19 protein-coding genes are annotated in these 18,339 nt (G+C 36.5%); all 19 read right to left on the bottom strand.

The window, feature by feature from the left end; all coding sequences use genetic code 11:
• Positions 1-28 precede the first annotated feature (28 nt).
• Positions 29-1,255, bottom strand: a complete 1,227-nt coding sequence (locus tag IGI72_RS18920) for a hypothetical protein (RefSeq protein ID WP_086373229.1) — start codon at positions 1,253-1,255, stop codon at positions 29-31.
• A gap of 36 nt (positions 1,256-1,291) precedes the next feature.
• Complete coding sequence (locus IGI72_RS18915; RefSeq protein ID WP_438755331.1) at positions 1,292-2,755, bottom strand: hypothetical protein; 1,464 nt, start codon at positions 2,753-2,755, stop codon at positions 1,292-1,294.
• Between the two features lie 36 nt (positions 2,756-2,791).
• Complete coding sequence (locus IGI72_RS18910) at positions 2,792-4,840, bottom strand: hypothetical protein (protein ID WP_438755330.1); 2,049 nt, start codon at positions 4,838-4,840, stop codon at positions 2,792-2,794.
• Between the two features lie 20 nt (positions 4,841-4,860).
• The gene (locus IGI72_RS18905; RefSeq protein ID WP_438755329.1) at positions 4,861-6,237 is read right to left on the bottom strand and encodes a hypothetical protein; all 1,377 of its coding nucleotides are present in this window, start codon (positions 6,235-6,237) and stop codon (positions 4,861-4,863) included.
• Between the two features lie 71 nt (positions 6,238-6,308).
• A complete protein-coding gene (locus tag IGI72_RS18900; RefSeq protein ID WP_086373233.1) occupies positions 6,309-7,595 on the bottom strand; it encodes a hypothetical protein in 1,287 nt (428 codons plus the stop codon).
• Between the two features lie 59 nt (positions 7,596-7,654).
• Complete coding sequence (locus IGI72_RS18895; RefSeq protein ID WP_139843254.1) at positions 7,655-7,861, bottom strand: hypothetical protein; 207 nt, start codon at positions 7,859-7,861, stop codon at positions 7,655-7,657.
• A gap of 60 nt (positions 7,862-7,921) precedes the next feature.
• Positions 7,922-8,353 carry a hypothetical protein gene (locus tag IGI72_RS18890; protein ID WP_086373235.1) on the bottom strand — a complete coding sequence of 144 codons (432 nt, stop codon included), beginning with the start codon at positions 8,351-8,353 and terminating at the stop codon, positions 7,922-7,924.
• The gene (locus tag IGI72_RS18885) at positions 8,275-10,005 is read right to left on the bottom strand and encodes an LAGLIDADG family homing endonuclease (protein ID WP_438755328.1); all 1,731 of its coding nucleotides are present in this window, start codon (positions 10,003-10,005) and stop codon (positions 8,275-8,277) included. Before IGI72_RS18885 ends, IGI72_RS18890 begins: the two co-directional genes overlap by 79 nt.
• A 119-nt stretch (positions 10,006-10,124) precedes the next feature.
• Positions 10,125-10,622: a hypothetical protein gene (locus IGI72_RS18880; protein WP_438755327.1), complete on the bottom strand. Its 498-nt coding sequence runs from the start codon at positions 10,620-10,622 to the stop codon at positions 10,125-10,127.
• An 11-nt stretch (positions 10,623-10,633) separates the two neighbouring features.
• Positions 10,634-11,671 (bottom strand): plasmid segregation protein ParM domain-containing protein, encoded by a 1,038-nt coding sequence (locus tag IGI72_RS18875; protein WP_086373238.1) that lies wholly within the window; start codon positions 11,669-11,671, stop codon positions 10,634-10,636.
• A 617-nt stretch (positions 11,672-12,288) separates the two neighbouring features.
• Positions 12,289-12,744 (bottom strand): hypothetical protein, encoded by a 456-nt coding sequence (locus tag IGI72_RS18870; RefSeq protein ID WP_086373239.1) that lies wholly within the window; start codon positions 12,742-12,744, stop codon positions 12,289-12,291.
• 12 nt (positions 12,745-12,756) lie between these two features.
• Positions 12,757-13,143, bottom strand: coding sequence for a hypothetical protein (locus tag IGI72_RS18865; RefSeq protein WP_086373240.1), 387 nt, complete (start codon positions 13,141-13,143; stop codon positions 12,757-12,759).
• A gap of 12 nt (positions 13,144-13,155) precedes the next feature.
• Positions 13,156-13,737 (bottom strand): hypothetical protein, encoded by a 582-nt coding sequence (locus tag IGI72_RS18860; RefSeq protein WP_438755326.1) that lies wholly within the window; start codon positions 13,735-13,737, stop codon positions 13,156-13,158.
• A gap of 11 nt (positions 13,738-13,748) precedes the next feature.
• The gene (locus IGI72_RS18855) at positions 13,749-14,078 is read right to left on the bottom strand and encodes a hypothetical protein (protein ID WP_438755325.1); all 330 of its coding nucleotides are present in this window, start codon (positions 14,076-14,078) and stop codon (positions 13,749-13,751) included.
• A gap of 93 nt (positions 14,079-14,171) precedes the next feature.
• Positions 14,172-14,933 (bottom strand): hypothetical protein, encoded by a 762-nt coding sequence (locus IGI72_RS18850; protein ID WP_438755324.1) that lies wholly within the window; start codon positions 14,931-14,933, stop codon positions 14,172-14,174.
• A gap of 6 nt (positions 14,934-14,939) precedes the next feature.
• Positions 14,940-15,134, bottom strand: coding sequence for a hypothetical protein (locus IGI72_RS18845; protein WP_438755323.1), 195 nt, complete (start codon positions 15,132-15,134; stop codon positions 14,940-14,942).
• 700 nt (positions 15,135-15,834) lie between these two features.
• Positions 15,835-16,293, bottom strand: a complete 459-nt coding sequence (locus IGI72_RS18840) for a hypothetical protein (RefSeq protein WP_438755322.1) — start codon at positions 16,291-16,293, stop codon at positions 15,835-15,837.
• Positions 16,294-16,319: 26 nt separating this feature from the next.
• Positions 16,320-16,682, bottom strand: a complete 363-nt coding sequence (locus tag IGI72_RS18835; protein ID WP_438755321.1) for a hypothetical protein — start codon at positions 16,680-16,682, stop codon at positions 16,320-16,322.
• 673 nt (positions 16,683-17,355) lie between these two features.
• A complete protein-coding gene (locus IGI72_RS18830) occupies positions 17,356-18,252 on the bottom strand; it encodes a hypothetical protein (protein ID WP_438755320.1) in 897 nt (298 codons plus the stop codon).
• Positions 18,253-18,339 lie beyond the last annotated feature (87 nt).

The raw sequence follows: 18,339 nt of genomic DNA, 5'->3' as shown, positions 1-18,339 counted from the left end.
AAGTGCCGGGAGCGAGGAGATTCAAAGATTATTTTTGAAGCAAGATACGAACAGCACCAGTAGAACCAGCGTAATCCCATTCAGTAGGTAATCCAGCAATTGGGTTAACAACAGCGTCAACAGCTACGGCTACATCTTTGTAGGTACCAGGAGCTAAGTAGAATGCGACAGTATTAGAATCAGCCATAGCTTTAATGTCATCAGCTCTTAATTTGACAATAGTGTCATCTGTTCCGTCGCCTTTAGGACCGACCTTTTTAACTGTTACTTCGACTTCGTGCAATTTGCGAATATTTAGTTTATGCTTCACTTTTACATAAACCATTCCCTCATTGTCTTTATCTTCGTTAACAGTTAGGACACCAGTTTTCGTATCAAGTTTTGTGTTTTCGTTAACACGAACAGCTTCAACATTTTGGTCGTTTTCTTTTAACGACAAAGAGATACGTTCTTGAGCTCGGAAGAAACCATCAGTTAAGAACGGAATACCGCCAGGTTTTACTCCACCTAATTGTTTTAAGAACTCAGGTTTCCAACCTTTAACGGAATAAGGAGCACCATACGGATAACCTTTTCCACCAGGAGAAGCTGGGTTAGAAATTTGTTTCATATATGCTTGAAACTCTGCATTGTCAATGTCCATGTAATATTGCAAGAATCCCATTGGAGGTAGGTCACGAGTAGCGTTCCAAACCTGGCCAACAATCATTTGCGCATTATGTTTCGCTTTATCAAATTTCTTGAAATTACCATTTGACCCAGAAACAACATAGTCACCAGGGTTTAATCCGCCGGTAGTTCCATATGCAGCTCCAAATCGCATCGCTTTTGCATATTGTTCTGCTGTAGCTAGTTCCGCATGTTCAAACAGTGGTACTTCGATATAGTTACGAGTTAATACTGTTGCTCCAGTGCCTTCCATAGCACCACGACGAGTTTCATAAACATTGTGTTGGTTCAAACCAATAACTCGTTCTGACTCTTCAGTTGCGACTTTAATTGCTGTAGCTGTAAAACCAGTTCCCCGGTTGTATTCAGCTCCTGCTGTCTCAACGATTTTACCTTTAGGAATAACAACAACTTGATTACCTTCTGGACCAAATTCATAAATGAATGGGTCGAATTGGTTATCTGCTGCCACCACGAATTTTTCTGCTGGGGCATTACCTTCTGATACGACTAAATTAGTGTGAGATTTACCCACGGTGCCGTCATAAGTAACACCTGCATTGTATGTATTAGGGAAAAGTGCCATCTTAATGTTTTCCTCCTTGAGAAAATAGTTTTATGTTCATTTTGTTAAAATGTTTTTTAAGAAAGAGATAGTTTGTTCTTGTAGCTGTTCTTTGGTAATTTCTTTTTTATCCTCAGCAGCTTCAGTTGCTTTACCTGCGGGATTTTGAACTTTAGTTACTTTACGCTCCGTAGTTGTATTCATATCTGCTTTCTTAGAATTTTGTGCTTCAGTTAAGCGTTCTTGGATTTTTTCAATTGCTAGTCCATTCAGCTCTTCTGACAATTCTTCAATTGCTGCACCTTCCGTTAAAGCCAAGATTAATTGAATACTTAATTCACGGACGTTAGTATGTTCAGTGTTTAAAGCTTCTTGCATGTCATCAATTGTTTGATGCAACTCTGCGAGTTCTTCTTCTGAAATAATCTGTGTTGATTCGTCCGCTTTATCATCATCTGCAGAGGATTCTTTTGTACTATCAGCTGTTTCTTTTGTTTCTTCATCTTCGGATGTTTCTGTTTCAGTATCTGTTTCAGTTTCCTCAGTTGTTTCTGTGTCTTCTGTAGCTGTAGTATTTTGTTCTTGTTTATCCTCAGAAGTGATATCGTCATCAACTGTGACATCTTTTGGCTTATCTGCTTCTTTTTGAGTAGAAAGAATGGAGGCTACCATTGTAGCGAGTTCTTTCAGTTGCTGTTCATTCAAGTTTTCAACCCCTTCCGTTACTGAGTTTTCAATATCGTTTGTTTCTTTGTCTTCTAAAGCTTCTGTAAAATTAATAGATTCGTTTGATTCGACGATAATTGATTTATCTAACTTCGTGATTGTTACCGGCTCTTTATTATTGCTATTTGTGGCTTCAGTGACTTCAGTATCTCCATCAAGGATAAAAGAAGATTCTGTATCAACAACCATCGCATCTGAATCCGCTGGAACGTTTACCCATGAAACTTCATCAAACTTGATTTCACCGATAATCCACTGGCATAGTTGGTCATCATAAACTTCACCTTTGTAATGTCCGCAAAATCCTTCTTCTGCTATATCTGTATGACAAATATTGCATCGGACATGAGAACTTTCTCCCCCAATAGACACTGTCATAAGACGTCCATCTTTAATTGCTTGGATAGCGTCAGGACTAGTAATTTTGGGATATAAAATAATACCAGGTCGTCCAGCTTGTGTAGTCTCAGAAAAGACTGCTTTCATAACTCGACCCGTCGCTTCTGTAAATGTATCGTGGTTGTATATAACTGGTTTTGGATAAGGTCTAACCCAGGAATAAACACCAGTACCTTTTACTGCATCACCTTTAAGTTCATGCGCAGGATAAATTGTGTCATTACGAGTTGCGCCTGCGTGAATTGCCTCTATTTTTGGAATAATGAATCCTGCATCAGTTACATAAGTACTTTCAGCTAGCTTCTCTCTTCCTGAAATTAGAGGTTTCATGGTCACAGATTCTATAAACTTTCTAGGGTCTGTATTTAGCTTTGGGAATTTTAAATGATTCGCCAAATCGCTACCTCCTATATTTAATTTTCAAAGAAACTACTAACTTACAAAGCACGAGCAGTTAGGATGATAAGGGGGAACTTTTTTAAACCAGCCATCTTCTCTTGTGAGAGTTTGAGTCTTGCATTTTGAGCAGTCACTGTCATTAATACTGATAGTTACCTGTTTATGACCTTCGTCAAAAAGATTGATGCAGTCAGCAAGATTTTTACCGAAAGCTGTATTAAATTCCTTGATATCACCTATACGACGACTAAAAGTTCCGAAAATTGATTCTGTATAGACAGAAGGGTTTTCTTTCTTTTCCAAATTGAGTAGACGACTTTTTAGTGAGATAAATAACCGTTCTACAGTTTGTTCACTTTCGCTTCGTAAATAGTTGTTTATTGATTTTAGTTCTTGGTAGGTTTGAGATGATGTTAGAGTGAGGTTCGATGTAAGAGATGTTGAAGCTATCGAAAGAATGGTTGTTGTAACCTTTTCTCTAGCTAGTTCGAGGCTGAACCCGATAGCACTTTCAACAGAATTTTGTTTCGCAATTCTTTCATTGAAATCATCACGAATACTAATCCATAGTGACTCTAATTGATTAGAATCAGCTTTTTGATTTTCTAACAACGTGAATTTAACCAGTTGATGTTCTTGGGTCAATACCTTTTTAGAAACTTTTTTCTCTTTTGTTTGTTTATCTGAAGGAGAATCTTGTTTACCATGCTGGTTTTCTGGCTGATTAAGGTTATCAACTACGTTTTCAGCACTTGAGGATGAGGAATTTGAGGTTGTATTTAGCATAAAGTGGAATCTACTGAGGTCGTCTGAAGGGTCATAACCCAAGTTTTCTCGAAGTTCATCGAAGCTTATAGCGTTATTATTATACAGATTGATTTGATGATTCTCTCTGGCCATTTTGGCAGATTGTTCTATTTCGATGAAGTTAAAAGTTACTGCATCGTCGAGGTTTAACACGGGGTCATATCCACCCTCGTATAATATCTCATTAATTAATTGATGCTGAATTTGGGATTGAAATCGTCGCTGAAAGTCCTTAACGAGGTCGTTTAAATCCGAGTTTTGGTTATCTGCTGTAGATTTATTAGCAGAACCACTTATACCCATTACTGATTCAGACATTCCCAGTCCTGTGAAAACTCTTTGTCTGAAATAAGATAAGTAACTGGACACATCCATAGCTGCGTTACCGTTATTGACAGTTTCAATCTTATGGCGCTCAGGTAAAACATGAATTTCATCCAAACGCATTTCTGAAAGCTTTAGGGCAGTTTCCTCTATTTCTTCATCGGTTGCTTCGTAGCCTTCTTTTTGAGCACCTATCGTATATGTTGTCAGGGGAAATAAATTTCGGTAAATCAGTTGAGAAACATTTTCTTCGATATTTCGCAGAATCAAGACATCGTCTAATACGTTTTGAAAAAAGGGTACTCCGAAAGCCATTCCTGTAGGTCTTCGGTAAACTAAATGCCCTACATTTTCGGGTTGAAGGTCGATTGTTTCACTTCCATCACTTGCTACTTGGTACGTCTCTATTTCGCCTAAAGAATCTCTTTGTACCTGAAAAAACCTAGGACTAATTGGGAAGACTCCTGAAATAGGTTCTCCACCGTAATAGCCAGTAGCTTGAAGTCCGCCAAGATTTTCCGTACCTCTCGCTTTCACTATTGGAGCATTTGAGAAGAGAACAAAGTTATCGCTCAATTCGGTAATCAAATCATCGAATGACATATCTGTTGCTTCTTCCATCAATTTCAATCTAGTTTTGACATAATTTAACGTATCAGCATTACGCCCCTTTAGTTCGTAACCACTTTTAAGCATTAGTGTTGATACTGTATCAATCGCTCTTCTAATATAGCCATCCGAAGAATACGCTTGATAAACAGTTTCTAAATCTACAGGAGACTCTTCGAAACTACCCGTGTTTCCTCCTAAAGCAGGAGTTACTTTTGCCACTCTCGTTGCGCTTGGGTCTCTTTTCGAAGAACTGCTTTTGCCTCCTGCTTCATCTAGCTGATACTTTCGCTCATTAGTGATACGATTGCGATTGGCAGCCCAAAGGTCTCGGATATTCATTTTATGCGCTCACCTCTCATTTAAGATAGATAATTTTTATATGTTGCAGCAGTTGGTTTACCCTTTTCATCCACTAGCTCAAAGAGTTCATTACTGAAGTGAAAGCTTTGTCTAGCGTCATCTTTGTCAAAGACGTTCTCAATTTTTGCTCTTCTCAGATTAGCGGCTTCTTGATTCAAGGAAAAATACTCCTGAGCTCTGGTTTCTTTCAGTTCGTATAGCTCAGCCATTCCTTTTGTCACTTTGTTTAGATACAGAGTCGTATCTGAGTTTTGATTGCCATTGAAAAATGAAAAGCGATGTTCTAAGTCCGCAACAAATTGGTTGAATAATCGCTCGTCTAGTTCATAATCATCTAGCAGCACATCTCTATTAGATACACTGTAGGTATTTCTAAGCTCATTTTTGATAGTATTCTTTTTATTGTTCTCAGAATCTACCGCCAATTTAAGCATTACAGTTGAGCTAGTCAATGCTTTCTGCATATCTTCTTTTGTTTTTGTAATTGAAGACAAGGGTAATAAAAGATTAGACCTATCATTGAATGTCTTTCGGTCTAGATTAGAAACGATTTCTGAAACAATTATCTCGGTTTCCATATTTTTCATTTGTATTGTTTGATAGGCATTTCTTATGGACAAATCTGTGTTCATAACTTGGGTCTTGTAACCTCTAATTTGATAGGCATTATCTTTTGCTGATAGTATCCCATCAGAATTAAAAAGCGATGCTTCCATAAGGTCTTTTTTTGCTATAGTTTCCCTTTCTTTTAATTCATCCATAAGTTTCTTTTGAGTTTGTTCTGCCTTTAAAAGAGTTTGTTCCCATCCTTCTTCATTCATATCTAAAGCAACATCAAATAAGGCTTTGTTTATGAAACGTTGGATATATTTTTCAAGATGGCTGTATTCAATAGAAAGTTCAACTAAGTCGCCAAAAAGTTCAGCTTTTAAATTTCCTTGTTCGCTTTCTTGCACTTCTTCCCAAAGTTCCACTATATAGGCTCCGCTTGGATTATTTATGTGGTTTAGAGCATATTCGTAATCCCCAATTGATATTTGACCATTGCCTTGAAGCCCTAATGATTCTTTACTTTCGTTAAGACTTTTTAGATAGAAACTATCTTCTGGTAAAACGACTAAATCCTTGAGTTCGAGTCTTAGGTTATCAATAGTTTGGTTAATAGTTTTCTGAATATCTTTAAAGTTTTCTATCTCATCGGTTAAAAGACCAGTGCCTACTTCTTTATCATCAGATGCAGAAGGAATGTATTCCTCAATCTCTGTATCTGATTTAAGGAACCCACCGATTACTTTGCTTGAAGACACGTCTAAATTAGGACGGTATTCTAACGGACTAATGGTTTTTTGAACTAAGTTCGAGTTCTCTTCATTCATGTATATCACCTCAGAATATAAAAATTAGCCCCAAGATTTTAAACTCGGGGCTATTGATACAATATTAAATATCACCAGGATTTCCTTTTTATTGGTGCCCTTCTTTTAGCAAGTCGTGAGCGGTCTCCCCAATTTGACCCCATTTGTGCAGACGTTGATTTTGTATGACCCACTTTGACCTTTTGAAGAGGTGGTTTTCCGGGTTCATCCCAGTCAGATTCCCCTTTTATTCTGGCCGAAGCAGCTTGTCTAAGTCCGTCCAATGTTGTGGGCATGGAAGAAGGGATGGCTCTGGTGATTGTTGCTTTTTTAATCTTATGTATTGTATTAACAAGGTCTGGATAGTTCTCAAGAAATGCGAATAAAGCAAACATCATGGCATCCAAACTATGTTCATCCGTTGAGCTAAAGACAGGCTCTTGTGTTTTTGAAGAAAGCCTAACCACTTGGTAGTTTGTCATCTGTCTTCGAATGGTATCTTCAGTTTCAATTGACGGGATTCTCAATTGACCACGTTCTAATAAGATTTTTGTATGGTTAACAATGAATGGTTTAATTGGTTTTCTTTCTGTGATACGTGTTACTGGGTCTTTTACATTGTAATAGGAACCTAAGTGAACGCCTTTTACTTTATCACCAAGTTTTTCTCTTAGTAACTCAATCTGGTATTCCCCTGCCCCTCGGTCACAATATATTGCGAATGGTCTGTATTGTTCATCTAAGGCTTGAATTAGTTTTACGGCTTTATCATAATGCATTTCACCTTTTGAAACTTCTAGGCGATTAATTACTTTAAATCTTCCAAATCCGTTGTCAATCTCACCCATTTCTGGTCTGGGACGTCGCTTGTCATAGGGGTCGTACTCTACTACAACTATATTAGTTGCAGCCCCATATTTATCCCAGTCGACACCGATTGCTACTAATCCATTTCTATCCAATGGTGTCTGAGATAATCGATAGCTCGATGATGCTGCTTCATCTATCATATCTTTATCAAATACACCTATCATCTCTGAACCGAATTCAGCTAATACTTCGTGTTCATAAGCAACAGCCGAAAATTGTTTTTTTAGTTCAGATTCCATAGATTCTGACCAATTGGGGTTAACCATCGTCGGGAAATAAAACTCTTTCCATCCCTCGGCGGTTTCTCTGTCGTAGGTCTTCGGATTGTAGATATATCCTTCGGGCGTGTATTTGGGTATTACTTGCTGGTCTTGGTTGAATTTCAGTTCAACACATGTTTTATAGAACATTCCACGTCGACCAGTTGGCGTAGAAGCTATCATGATTCCAATTTCTTTTGGATTTTCTAAAGCAATGGCTGAAATAGTATCAAAATCCGCATCCGACATATAGTCAACTTCCTATTTGGTTCAATGCTCGTTAGGCATTTCTCAGATTACTCTGAGGTTCAGACTATATCATCATCTTCTTGAATGAGGTCCGAATGGTTATGTTTTATGTTCCACTTAGACTTATTGACGTCTGGTCTATTTACTAAATAGCCAGCTTTAGTATCCATGAACAAATCAAATTCTTTTCCTTGAAAATCGTAATACCATAACTTCGTATTTTTATTTGAGAATTTCAAGTTCTTTACACGAATTTTTGTTGCCATAATCATTCTTTCTCCTTTCTCGAGATGCCTTGCGCTTCGGAAACACTGTTTCCTATGCGATTAATTAATCGGCTTACTAGTCGTTGCACTTTCAAAATAGGTAGCCCATGCTTCTTGAAATGACGATAATGGTTCAGCAAAAATGCTTTGTACCGGATACATTTTAGAGTAGTTTTCTTTACTAATTGTAAAAGGTACATCATAGAAGGTCTCATGTCCTCCATCTTTTGCAATATACATTAGTATTGTCACGTTTTTATCGTCTATATCAACAATTTCATCATAATTGAAATTTACATTTTCGCCATCAACATCGTAATAATACCAACGTTTACCTATTAAGCTTAGCTCAGTATTGCCCGGTTTTTGGTAAGCAATAGTTGTTTTATGTATATCATTTATTAATTTTTCGTTCAAAGCTTGTAGAGGGTAATCAACAGAATCTGAGTTGAAAATTCTGTCTGTAGGTTTGTATTCCTTAAAATGAACCATTTAACTATTTCCTTTCCGGGTTTCACTGAATTCACAAGGTTATCGACATACGTCACCGTATGAAGGGACAAAGTTTTATCCATGTAGAGCCAGTCAGCTCTTTGTCCCCGTAAACTACCACCTTCACTACCTGATTTGGTACCAGCAGTAAAGAGTTTTATTACGGAGCCATTTTTGAATGCTATAAAGTACGGATTTTTTGTTTTGGATTTGATTGATTGTGCTAAAATTTCATTACTCTCGATGTTTTTAACGAGTTCATCGAATATCAGACGAGCCTGGTTATCATACGGAGTAGCTACCACACACACAGAACCATTAGGGTTTTTGCCCCCATTACAGGTAAATGCTACCCATAATATATGTGCAATCATGGTCCAGGTATTATGTACATAAAAGTCTTCAACAACAAGATTTTGAGTTTCAGGAACAAAAACATCATAGGTTTGTTTTTTTCCAAGAGGTTCAATACTTACTATCTGGTCATAATATATATCAGATTGAGCAATTTCTTTTAAAATATCCGAATTGTATTTTTCCCCTAGAAAAAGGAGCTTATCTTCTTGGATTGTTTTTGCACTGGATTTCCTTAGCTTAATGTTCTTTCTAGCTACTTCATTTTCAAGGTATTGACCACGTGGGATAAGTAAAGGCCTATCTTCTTTTGAGATTGCAACCACATAAACATCCTTATAGTTGCGTATAGCCTCGGGCGCTATTTCATTATAAAAAGTAACTATGTCAGAGCACTTATAAATCATCATTTGAATATAAGGGGCTTTATTTGCTATTCTATTGACCATGGAAGCTTTTATTCCGAATCTAAGCAATAGATGACTCAAATCGAGTAGGAAATCTTTATTTCTGCCACCATATCCAATTTCGGGAGTTTCTCCAGCAAATGACCATCCTTGAGAATCATAAATAGCGGCCAAAAAGATGCTCAATTTTAATTGAGTATATTGATAAACTTCGGAAGGAATTCTTCCACCTGATTCTCTAAATAGCTGGATAACTTCGTTAGATTTAGACCTATCAATCAAGTAAAAGAGCTTTTGACTCTTTTGAATAAGTTCTAACCCTTCTTCACCACAAATGCGGGAGATATCTGATAAAACCTCATCATTTTTGATTTCGATTGTAAGGATATTGGCAGAGGCTTTGCAAGAAGTAGACAGATAAGCTAAAAGTTTTACAAAGTTATTGCTTCTTTGGTCATTACTGCCAAACACTCTGAGATTCTTTGGAGTTGCTACAAATTCGCCGACATTTAAATCTTGAACTTCTACCCAACCATCCACGGTTAATAACGGGTGATTTTCGGTCAGTTTGATTTCGTTTCCTCGTCTTGTTGATACTTTATATACAGGCTTCATGCCATTGTCTTCGATTTCGAATACTTCAGTAAATACATTCTTAGGTTTTTCTCCCAGTGATACTACCTTAAATGATTCTCTCTGGTCGTAAAGATTTTTTACTGTTTCATATCTTCCGTCCGCAAGAAGAATTCGTTGATTTTCTTCTATGCATTTTCCGATACGACGTCCACATCTTAATACTTTACGATTATGGGGATGTCGAAGAATCTGTTCTTGATACCATCGTGGAGGGTCTGAAAGGTGATGCTTGGCCCACTTAACTGGGTCTTTCATAATTTTCAGCATCTCCGTCGAATGCAAACTAATATTGTCTTCTATCTCGGACATAAAAAAAATCACATCCTTTCGGGTTGAATACAACCCTTAAAGTGTGATTTGTCAACAACTTGGAATTATTTTTCTCCAATATCGAAATTTGTAAAAAACCTGTTTACAAGCTTTTCTGAAGATTCGTCTCCCTCGTTTGCTTTTGTTTTTAGATTATTTAGTGTTTCTTTATCTCTAGTAGATTTTGGTTCTCTATCGAAGTCTTCGTCATCTTTTGAGTCTGAGCTATCACTTTCAACTTTATTATTAGGTGTGTAATTTACAGGTGTATTTTGTACATGTACTGAATCTTGGCTAAACTTATGAGTTGCTAAATATTCTGACGATGCCCCGTTAATTAATTCGATTCCTGATTTTTGTAAATAAGCTAATGTTAATTGAAAGTCTGTAAACTCATGTCTGACTTCTTCAGGTATTGAATGATACAGTAATAATGCCCTCTGAATGTCCCTAGAAAGAGTAGATTTACCTCTACCCTTTCCTCCTTTAAGCTCCGAAACAAGTTTAGAAAACTCTGGACTCTTCTCACTATTAAATACGAAGTTTTGCGTTTCTTGAGCCATTTAACTTCCTCCTAAATCATTGAAGAACCAAGTTTATAAAAGCCACTAACTCCCGCTGTCTGTGTATTCTCAGGTGTTTTGATGTCTTTTGGGTCTACTCCAAAAAGATTAATAAACTTATCTTTGACGATATTGACGCCTCCGCCTGTGAGAATAAATACATCTATACGATTCTTGTCAGTTAATTGAGCATCAATCTTGTTAGTCATTTCATTGACAAATCTTGTTACTGCTCTATCAGCTTCTGTTGAAATATCGATAATCTCTCGTTTTGAATACGTGATTTTCATCCCGTTTTTAAAGGCTTCTTCTACTTCGGTTCTTGTAATTTGTAAGTTAGCATTTTTACTATTTACTTCTTTTAACACCTGGTTATAAATGGTCTTCATACCTTCTCTGAATGTTTGACTATCTTCTAACCTCTTCCCTCTTTGAAAGATATCAAGGATAGTCGTTCCTGCTCCGAAGTCAACGATAGCAATTCTATCCTCTTCAAAGTCGGGATGCAGGTCATTCCCTTGCATGTAAATGTCTAGAACAGTTCCTAACGGTTGCTCCATTATATTTACTGCCTTGACATTGATGATATAGTCTACCCCATCTCGAGTAACCAAGTGCTTGCGTTTGAGTGATTTAACTAGATTTTCATGATGCTCAGTGTTTACTTCTGATGAAGGAAGTCCTGCTACAACAACTACATCAACAGTTTCTCCAAAGTCACTTGCTAATTCAGCAAGAACAAATTCAAACAACATTGTAAAGTACATTTGTTCATATCTAGCTTGAGTTTTATAAGTTTCAATTAGTTTATTTGGTTCAATAAAATTGGGATTGCTTATCTCAGTCCCCCATACGTACTCAGCATCATCATTCGCTTGCTGATATATATGGTAAGTCTCTCCTCTTTTCTTGTCTTCAAATAAACCTTCCTCTCCTATTGCCGATAAAGGTGCTAAATTTGAAGGTGCTAGAAGTTCTCTTACGGAACTTTTAGCTTTTACGAATCCGTTACCCAAATCTACTGCGAATACTTCTAGTTTTTTGGCCATAAAAAAATTCACTCCTATAGTATTTCTTTTTTATAAATACATCCTATCAAACTAAAAGTAATATTTCAATAGATACAGGTGTATTTTACAGGTGCATTTAACAAATGTTCCTAAATTCTTAGGTGGCTCTAATAATACAGGTGTAAAAAGCATATGTAAAAAGCAACTGTAAAATTAGAATAAATGTAGTAATAAAAAATTAAATATAAAAAACAGTAAATAGTTATTTCTTATAATACTTAAAATAATAAGAAATTTTAGAAATAAAAATATAAATATGATTTTAAATATAGTTCTATTTAATTTCTTAAACAAATTTATAGTTAAAAATAAAAATAGATATATCAATAATAAATACAATAAAGAAATTCATAATAAATTATCTAAAACTAAGCTTAATAATAGTAATAAAACTAACAATAAAAAAAGAAACCCAATTTTAAACGGATTTCTTCATATAATTATAAATATATTTAACAATAAAAAACGAAATAATATATTAGTGATTATTATACGTAAAATGTTATTCGTAAAAACGAATAGTAAAGTATGAACAAATAGTAATAAAAATAGAAATATAAATATATTTAGGTAATTAATACAAAAATTATTGAAAGTTACCGGCTTCCATAGGGTGACAGCAATCGTGCTTCGCCACCTAGAGCGGACCTGGCGTTGAGTTTATTGCCCTGAATCTGTTGTACAGCTGCCTGACGCATTGTTTGAGCCTGTTGTGTATCGACATAACCGCCACCAACAAAGCCTCTACTTTGAGACTCTAAATCCATACGCATCTGTTCTCCACGTCGTTGTCTAAATTCATACGCTCCTTTTGCGCCGGCGTATATTAATGGTGCTGTTTCAAACGCACCATACAATAATGGGTTTGTATAAGAGAAGAGGGTAGAAGCTGCTGCTTTTGCCGCAGAGCCAGCTAATGAACTACCGTTAGCACGACTTTGCTTGTAATCTGGAATAACAGTAGCAGCAACTCCTACAGAGCCGAGAACTTTCATAGGATTATTTTTAATTCCTGATATTGCTTTACTCGTTATAGAAGAAATGTTTGCCAAATTTTTCAACTCCTATCCATGACGTTTATTGTGCATTCCAAACAACATAGAGCCATCGGCGCCCAGTGATTTATCCACCTTAGCATCTGATGTCATGGCTGGAGCTTCCACAATTCCCATCGATTGCTGAACGTTCTTTTTTGCACCTTTAGTTACTGCTATCAAGTTATCCATATTATTAGTTCTTGCATTTGTTGGACCCAATAAGGCATCAACACCATTTTTAGGAGAACCACCTCCAACAACAGCCAATCCTCCACCGACAACACCTGCAGTTACTAATCCAGTAGTTAATTTATTTGCTGAATAACCAGTATAGAGATTTTTCAAGCTTTGTTTAGCTTCTTTCTTTAAGAAGACTTTTTTTGCGATTCCTGAGGCTTTACCTAATTTTGACATAGAAGGGACCTCCTAAATTTTAGTATGTCCGTTAAGACCATTTAGTGTTTGTGCCATTCTTGAATTTTTGAGGGTGTCAGTTAATGTAGAGGCTGATTTAGTCATACCTTGTTTAACATTGTTAAATCCCCTTGTTACTTGTTCTTTTGAAGGTACACCAGCGGCTTTTATTCCTGTTGAGATTGTATTTATTCCTGCACCATAGACTGCTCCTCGACCGGCAGAGTCCCAGAAGTCATCTCCAGTTACTACAGAAGAAGCACCGCCTACTGCAGCTCCTGTAATAGCGCCTCTAAACATCGTTTTCCCAACTCCAGCTGCTTGAACTCCTTTCCAAGCGTCCATGCCGTAATCCATTGAACTTCTAGCACCGGCTTTTGCTATTTGTCCTGCTTTCATTGCGTTTTGACGTAATCCCATTCCAGCCTTTTGGCCCAGTGGAATACCTTGATGCTTTAATGTTCTACCTTGATTGGCTAATACTCTTGCTCGTTGAGCAGCTGGTACTGATAAGCTACGAGCTTTTGAAGCAGTTACTCCAGCTGCTTGACCGAGTTTCTGACCTAATCTTTTTGCAACACTTATACTCGCCATTTTACTTACTCCTATCTAGTGTATTTGGAATTTCCCATATTTGTATGTCCTATTCTTTGATTGAATAAGTCCAAGGGCATTTGTCCAAGTTGATTGGAAAGCGCCTTTCTTGGATTTTTTCTGTGATTCATTTGGTCCTTTTGTTGTTTTTTTAGAGCTTTTAAATCTGCTCTTCTTTGATGCTTTACCTGTTGATGTTCGTTTATCTTAGAGCCAGTATCAATAGCAGTTCCTAAAGCAATATACCCAGCAGATATCTTCATTCCTAAAGACATTGCCTTACCTATATCAACACTGTTTGTTCTAGCAATAGCTTTTTTGATTACTCCAATTTCAGACATAGCCAACACCTTTCATTCAGTAGAAATACCGATTAGTTAAAGGGTTTTGTTCGACGAAAAATTTTTTTTGAATTACCCTGTGCAGTGTACAAACTATTCACCGCCCATTTCTCTTTGCCTTAGTACATATTCTGGCTCTTCAATTTCAACCAATTCTTCAAAGTCAGCTTCAATAGGTTCCTCACCAGACAATTTGGCCTCTTTGAGTATCTTAGCGGCATATGAAGAAGGGTCTAAGTTGGCGGATATCCGTTCACCTGACTTATCTTTTCTAGTCGAATTCAACAGTTCTAATGTTCGATTTCTTTTTGTTTGAATTTTATCTTTATAGATGGCTGCTTGAGAAATCTCTTCTTTGTAAACTTCATCTCCACTTTCTGTAATAGACTGGAGTACGTCTTTTACGAAGTCACCTTCAATAGCCATCTTGTTCTCAGCTCGGAGAATCTGTACTTCATAATCAATTAAATCTTTGAGTAAAGACAAATCAACTGAGTCATCATCTCCAATCTCTAATTCAGTTTTGTAAGCATCGTATCTAGTTATTATCAAGGAGATTTCAAGAGGACATCTTTCTCCGAGTGTACATAAACCCGCTTTTAAAATCGGACAGACTGGTGCATATTGACATTGTTCTTCTTTACAAATCATAGGTATTGAAGAGTATAGTCCGTGTTTCGTCTGATACATCTCTACACCTTGCTGAATCGCTTCTAATCCTTTAGGAGATAAACCCCAAACGTTTTTTTCTGGTACAGCAATAGGGGCGGGGGTAGGGGGTTGTATTAAATCAGCTTTGTCTTTTAGTGCTTGTAAAGATTCCACACGCTGGTCGATACTATTTTTTTCATTCACTGGACCTTATGCCCCCTTTTTATATACTTCGTGAACCTCAATGTTGTTAATGCCAACTAAATCTATCTTTAAGAAATCAATCTGTTCAGTCGGCTTATTTATTTTATTAATTACAAATCTGTGATTGTTTATTACATTCTTTTTAGTTTCCTGTTTCGAAACCTCTCGATGATGATTATTTCTAAATCCTTTAATAGCCATTAAGCTTTCCTCAATTCTTTTTTCAGATTTTTTGCCAAACTAACTTTTTCTCAATCATTGTGTGATTGTTTATGTTTTTATAGCATGTAAGTCGACCTCTTCTTTTGCAATTTGGACATTCTATACAGAGAGTCGGATAAAAAGCAGGGGAGGAGAGAGGTTCTAAATGACTTTTAAACTTATCAAAGTCAAAATGCTCGCATCTAGTCTGTGTATAAGGGACAGGCTTTAATCCGAATATTTCTTTTAAACCGATTTTTTTTAGATGCTCGATAATTGTCTTGACCAATAGATTCACCCACTATTCGATTTGTCTGAACGAAATCTAACCATTCGCATTCAATATTTCAATCCCTAATAAAAAAGAGGGAAAAGTCCCTCTTAAGTACGATAGCTAGAAAACAATTTGGAATGCATAGATTACCGCCTAGTTGTTCGTTTAAAGCCTTTTGATATTTTTATGTACAATTTACTTATTGCATCATTTAAAAGCCCTCTGAGCTATTCTGGTAGCAATAAATGGTTAAACTGCCGAATCCATTACTTGTTGTTGAAAAGTAAATATTTCAAGAATTTCAATCCATACTCTTTGTAGAGAAAGCAAGTCACAATATACGTTTTTTTACGTAAGATTTTTTTAGGTAGAGTTTGTCATTTGATAGAATGATTTTCTTCTACAATCAGCAATAGTGAGATTTATTTAATACTGAGGTACAGGCCCATTTGCTTTCAAATTTGCAGAAACAGTTTCCTCTGGAGGGAAACAAGAATGGGTGGAAGGGAAGCTGCCAACTGTAAAGCTGTCATCTATTAGAATAAAGCGAAGGTTTAACTCTGAATCAGAATATCCTAATATTACTGGAGTTTCTGCTTTGAACTTTTCTTCCGGCATAAAGAATTTCATAAATGGTTGATACAGAGACTCTTTATAATTGGGTAAAACAATGTATTCTTTGTTTGGCTTCATGTACTTACCTAGTTCAATCAAATTTAGTTTGTAGAATTGGGTCACTCCACCAATGTTGTCTTCATACTCTCGTATATGAAACTGGGAACTAACTCTCACTCTTGCCTCCCCAATTTCTTTCAAGCCTAAGTCATCTTTACAAATTATTCTCATTACTTCATTTTCATTATGGTATAAAACTATTGGTTTCATAGACGATTTCCTTTCGATGTGGGGGGTTAGGGTAGGGAGAGAGAATGGAAGGTGGTATCGTCCAATTGTGTCTCCAACAGGGACAAAAGTTCTTCTTTAGAAGAGGCCTTTGTGGCTAAGTCGATTAATTGTGTTTCAGCTTCAGTTCGTTTGATTATATTTCTGTTAAAGTATTGAGTTTGCGCATCTGCCCAACGGATATTACCTCTGACGTAACCTCTAGAATTATCGATTCTATCGATAGAATAATCAGGGAAGGGTTTTTCACCGATTTCTTCGAAGAATGCCCAAGGGTCCGTAATAAAGTCTGGTTCAATCTTTTCTCCATACTCAATTACTTTGTCATAGCGCTCGAAACTCGGTGATTTAGGATTAGTTGTTCTATACACCATTCCTCTCCAGTTTCCGTACCAAGGTTCATGTGATGCCCCATGGGTTTTATTTAATGAGCTTGCACTAAGTACCCTAAGACAACCGCATGACTTTAAATCTCCTCTACGAAGTTTGGTTCCAGGTAATGAGACTATGTTTCCACACTTGCACTCACACTTCCAAAATGCGCCTCTTCCACTGGAATTGTCTTCGTCCAATTCGAGAACTTTCAGCCAGCTAAATTTCATACCTTGGATATCAATCCGTTGTTTTTCGTAGCTTTCTTTCCGCAACTTGTTACTACAAGATGCACACTTTTGGGCCTTTAATCTAAGAGTGTTTGCTCGAGTAGAAAACTCATTGCCGCATGCGCATTTACAAATCCAATATTTGTTCTTCTTAGTCGATTTATTGAAATCTAAGCGAAGTACTCGGACTCCATTTATAATTTGGTCTGTATAATCTATCGTGTTCGTCTTTCCTTCCTCCTATCTTTCATCTTTTCTTTTTAGTAATTCCATTTAATCGTAAAGTAAAGAGGGTTCTTGGTTATATTTTTTAAATTATTCGTATTTATATTTAATTTTAGAAATAAAATTTTATTAAAACGTCTTCGGCAAGATAGTGTGCAGGAAGGGGGAGGAGAAAAAGAGCCTTATCAACTAAGATAAGACTCTCCAGATAATGCTATTAATCAAGTGAAACCAGTTGGACATTTCCTAGACCAGGAATGTTAAATGTCTGAGTCTTCATCGAACCAGGTACGTTTTCTTTATCGGTTTTTGAATCTGCTAAGGAGGCAAGTTTATTTTCGATTCCTAAGCTCATAGCTTTTGATAGAATGCTGTTTAGAGTTTCTTTTGCAGCAGGAACTGCTTTTTCTTGTAGCAAAGAGCTTAGAAAATCAATCTTTTCATCGACAGCCTTGAAATTTTTTGATACTTCGGAAATTTTCTCTTCTGAATTCCGTGTAAGACTAGATAATAGGTCGATAAAACTCAATTCATTTTGCTCATCTTCAGAATCGGAAGGTTCTTCAAGTTTGATTCCTAACATTTTTACAGCTTCATCTTCAGTCAACTCATGAATACCATTTTCATCGACTGCATACATCACGTTTAATTTTGAAGGATATTCTTCGATGTCCTCATCATTCTCGAATTCAAAACCCTCTTCATAATTAGGGAAATTCATTTGGTCTTCAGTTTTAGACGACTCTAGTTCTTTTGCTTTTTCTCCAGCAACTAGCAAAGCATCAAAGAATTCAGTAATCCGGTTTCCAAGAGCTTCTTCTGAAATCTTTTCTTCACTAGCTTTGTCATCAGAGTAGTTATGGATGAAATCTATTACTTCAAAAAGAGATAATAATTTGTTTTCTAACAAATCATCTTGAAGTGAGAAACTCTCAAATGTTGGCGTAGACAAGGCATCAATCACAGCTAGGCTAACAACTTCAAAGTTATGGTCTAGATTCTGTGGGGAGAGATTCTTCTCCTTTGCTACCTCTCGTGCATGTCCTACTTCGTCAGATAGTAATAAGTGGCTGTTTAAAAGGGTTAGCTTTTCATTTTTTAAATCTTTTGTCATGTTTATATTCTCCTTTAAAGTCCGTTTAGTTTCATCATCATGCTTAACCTAAAAGGGGATATTCTCCCTTTCGCATACCCAAGATAA

The sequence above is a fragment of the Enterococcus sp. DIV1059_2 genome (assembly GCF_051713685.1).
Classification (GTDB): Bacteria; Bacillota; Bacilli; order Lactobacillales; family Enterococcaceae; genus Enterococcus_D; species Enterococcus_D casseliflavus.
The sequence above is the reverse complement of the archived record's forward strand: the minus strand, read 5'-3'. Positions and strand labels throughout refer to the sequence as shown.

Bases quoted from the DNA above. Each gene is read 5' to 3' on its own strand.
- IGI72_RS18905 (WP_438755329.1), bottom strand. From the start codon at position 6,237: ATGAATGAAGAGAACTCGAACTTAGTTCAAAAAACCATTAGTCCGTTA.
- IGI72_RS18890 (WP_086373235.1), bottom strand. From the start codon at position 8,353: ATGGTTCATTTTAAGGAATACAAACCTACAGACAGAATTTTCAACTCA.
- IGI72_RS18895 (WP_139843254.1), bottom strand. From the start codon at position 7,861: ATGGCAACAAAAATTCGTGTAAAGAACTTGAAATTCTCAAATAAAAAT.
- IGI72_RS18845 (WP_438755323.1), bottom strand. From the start codon at position 15,134: ATGGCTATTAAAGGATTTAGAAATAATCATCATCGAGAGGTTTCGAAA.
- IGI72_RS18865 (WP_086373240.1), bottom strand. From the start codon at position 13,143: ATGTCAAAATTAGGTAAAGCCTCAGGAATCGCAAAAAAAGTCTTCTTA.
- IGI72_RS18860 (WP_438755326.1), bottom strand. From the start codon at position 13,737: ATGGCGAGTATAAGTGTTGCAAAAAGATTAGGTCAGAAACTCGGTCAA.
- IGI72_RS18840 (WP_438755322.1), bottom strand. From the start codon at position 16,293: ATGAAACCAATAGTTTTATACCATAATGAAAATGAAGTAATGAGAATA.
- IGI72_RS18830 (WP_438755320.1), bottom strand. From the start codon at position 18,252: ATGACAAAAGATTTAAAAAATGAAAAGCTAACCCTTTTAAACAGCCAC.
- IGI72_RS18900 (WP_086373233.1), bottom strand. From the start codon at position 7,595: ATGTCGGATGCGGATTTTGATACTATTTCAGCCATTGCTTTAGAAAAT.
- IGI72_RS18910 (WP_438755330.1), bottom strand. From the start codon at position 4,840: ATGAATATCCGAGACCTTTGGGCTGCCAATCGCAATCGTATCACTAAT.
- IGI72_RS18875 (WP_086373238.1), bottom strand. From the start codon at position 11,671: ATGGCCAAAAAACTAGAAGTATTCGCAGTAGATTTGGGTAACGGATTC.
- IGI72_RS18920 (WP_086373229.1), bottom strand. From the start codon at position 1,255: ATGGCACTTTTCCCTAATACATACAATGCAGGTGTTACTTATGACGGC.
- IGI72_RS18855 (WP_438755325.1), bottom strand. From the start codon at position 14,078: ATGTCTGAAATTGGAGTAATCAAAAAAGCTATTGCTAGAACAAACAGT.
- IGI72_RS18885 (WP_438755328.1), bottom strand. From the start codon at position 10,005: ATGAAAGACCCAGTTAAGTGGGCCAAGCATCACCTTTCAGACCCTCCA.
- IGI72_RS18880 (WP_438755327.1), bottom strand. From the start codon at position 10,622: ATGGCTCAAGAAACGCAAAACTTCGTATTTAATAGTGAGAAGAGTCCA.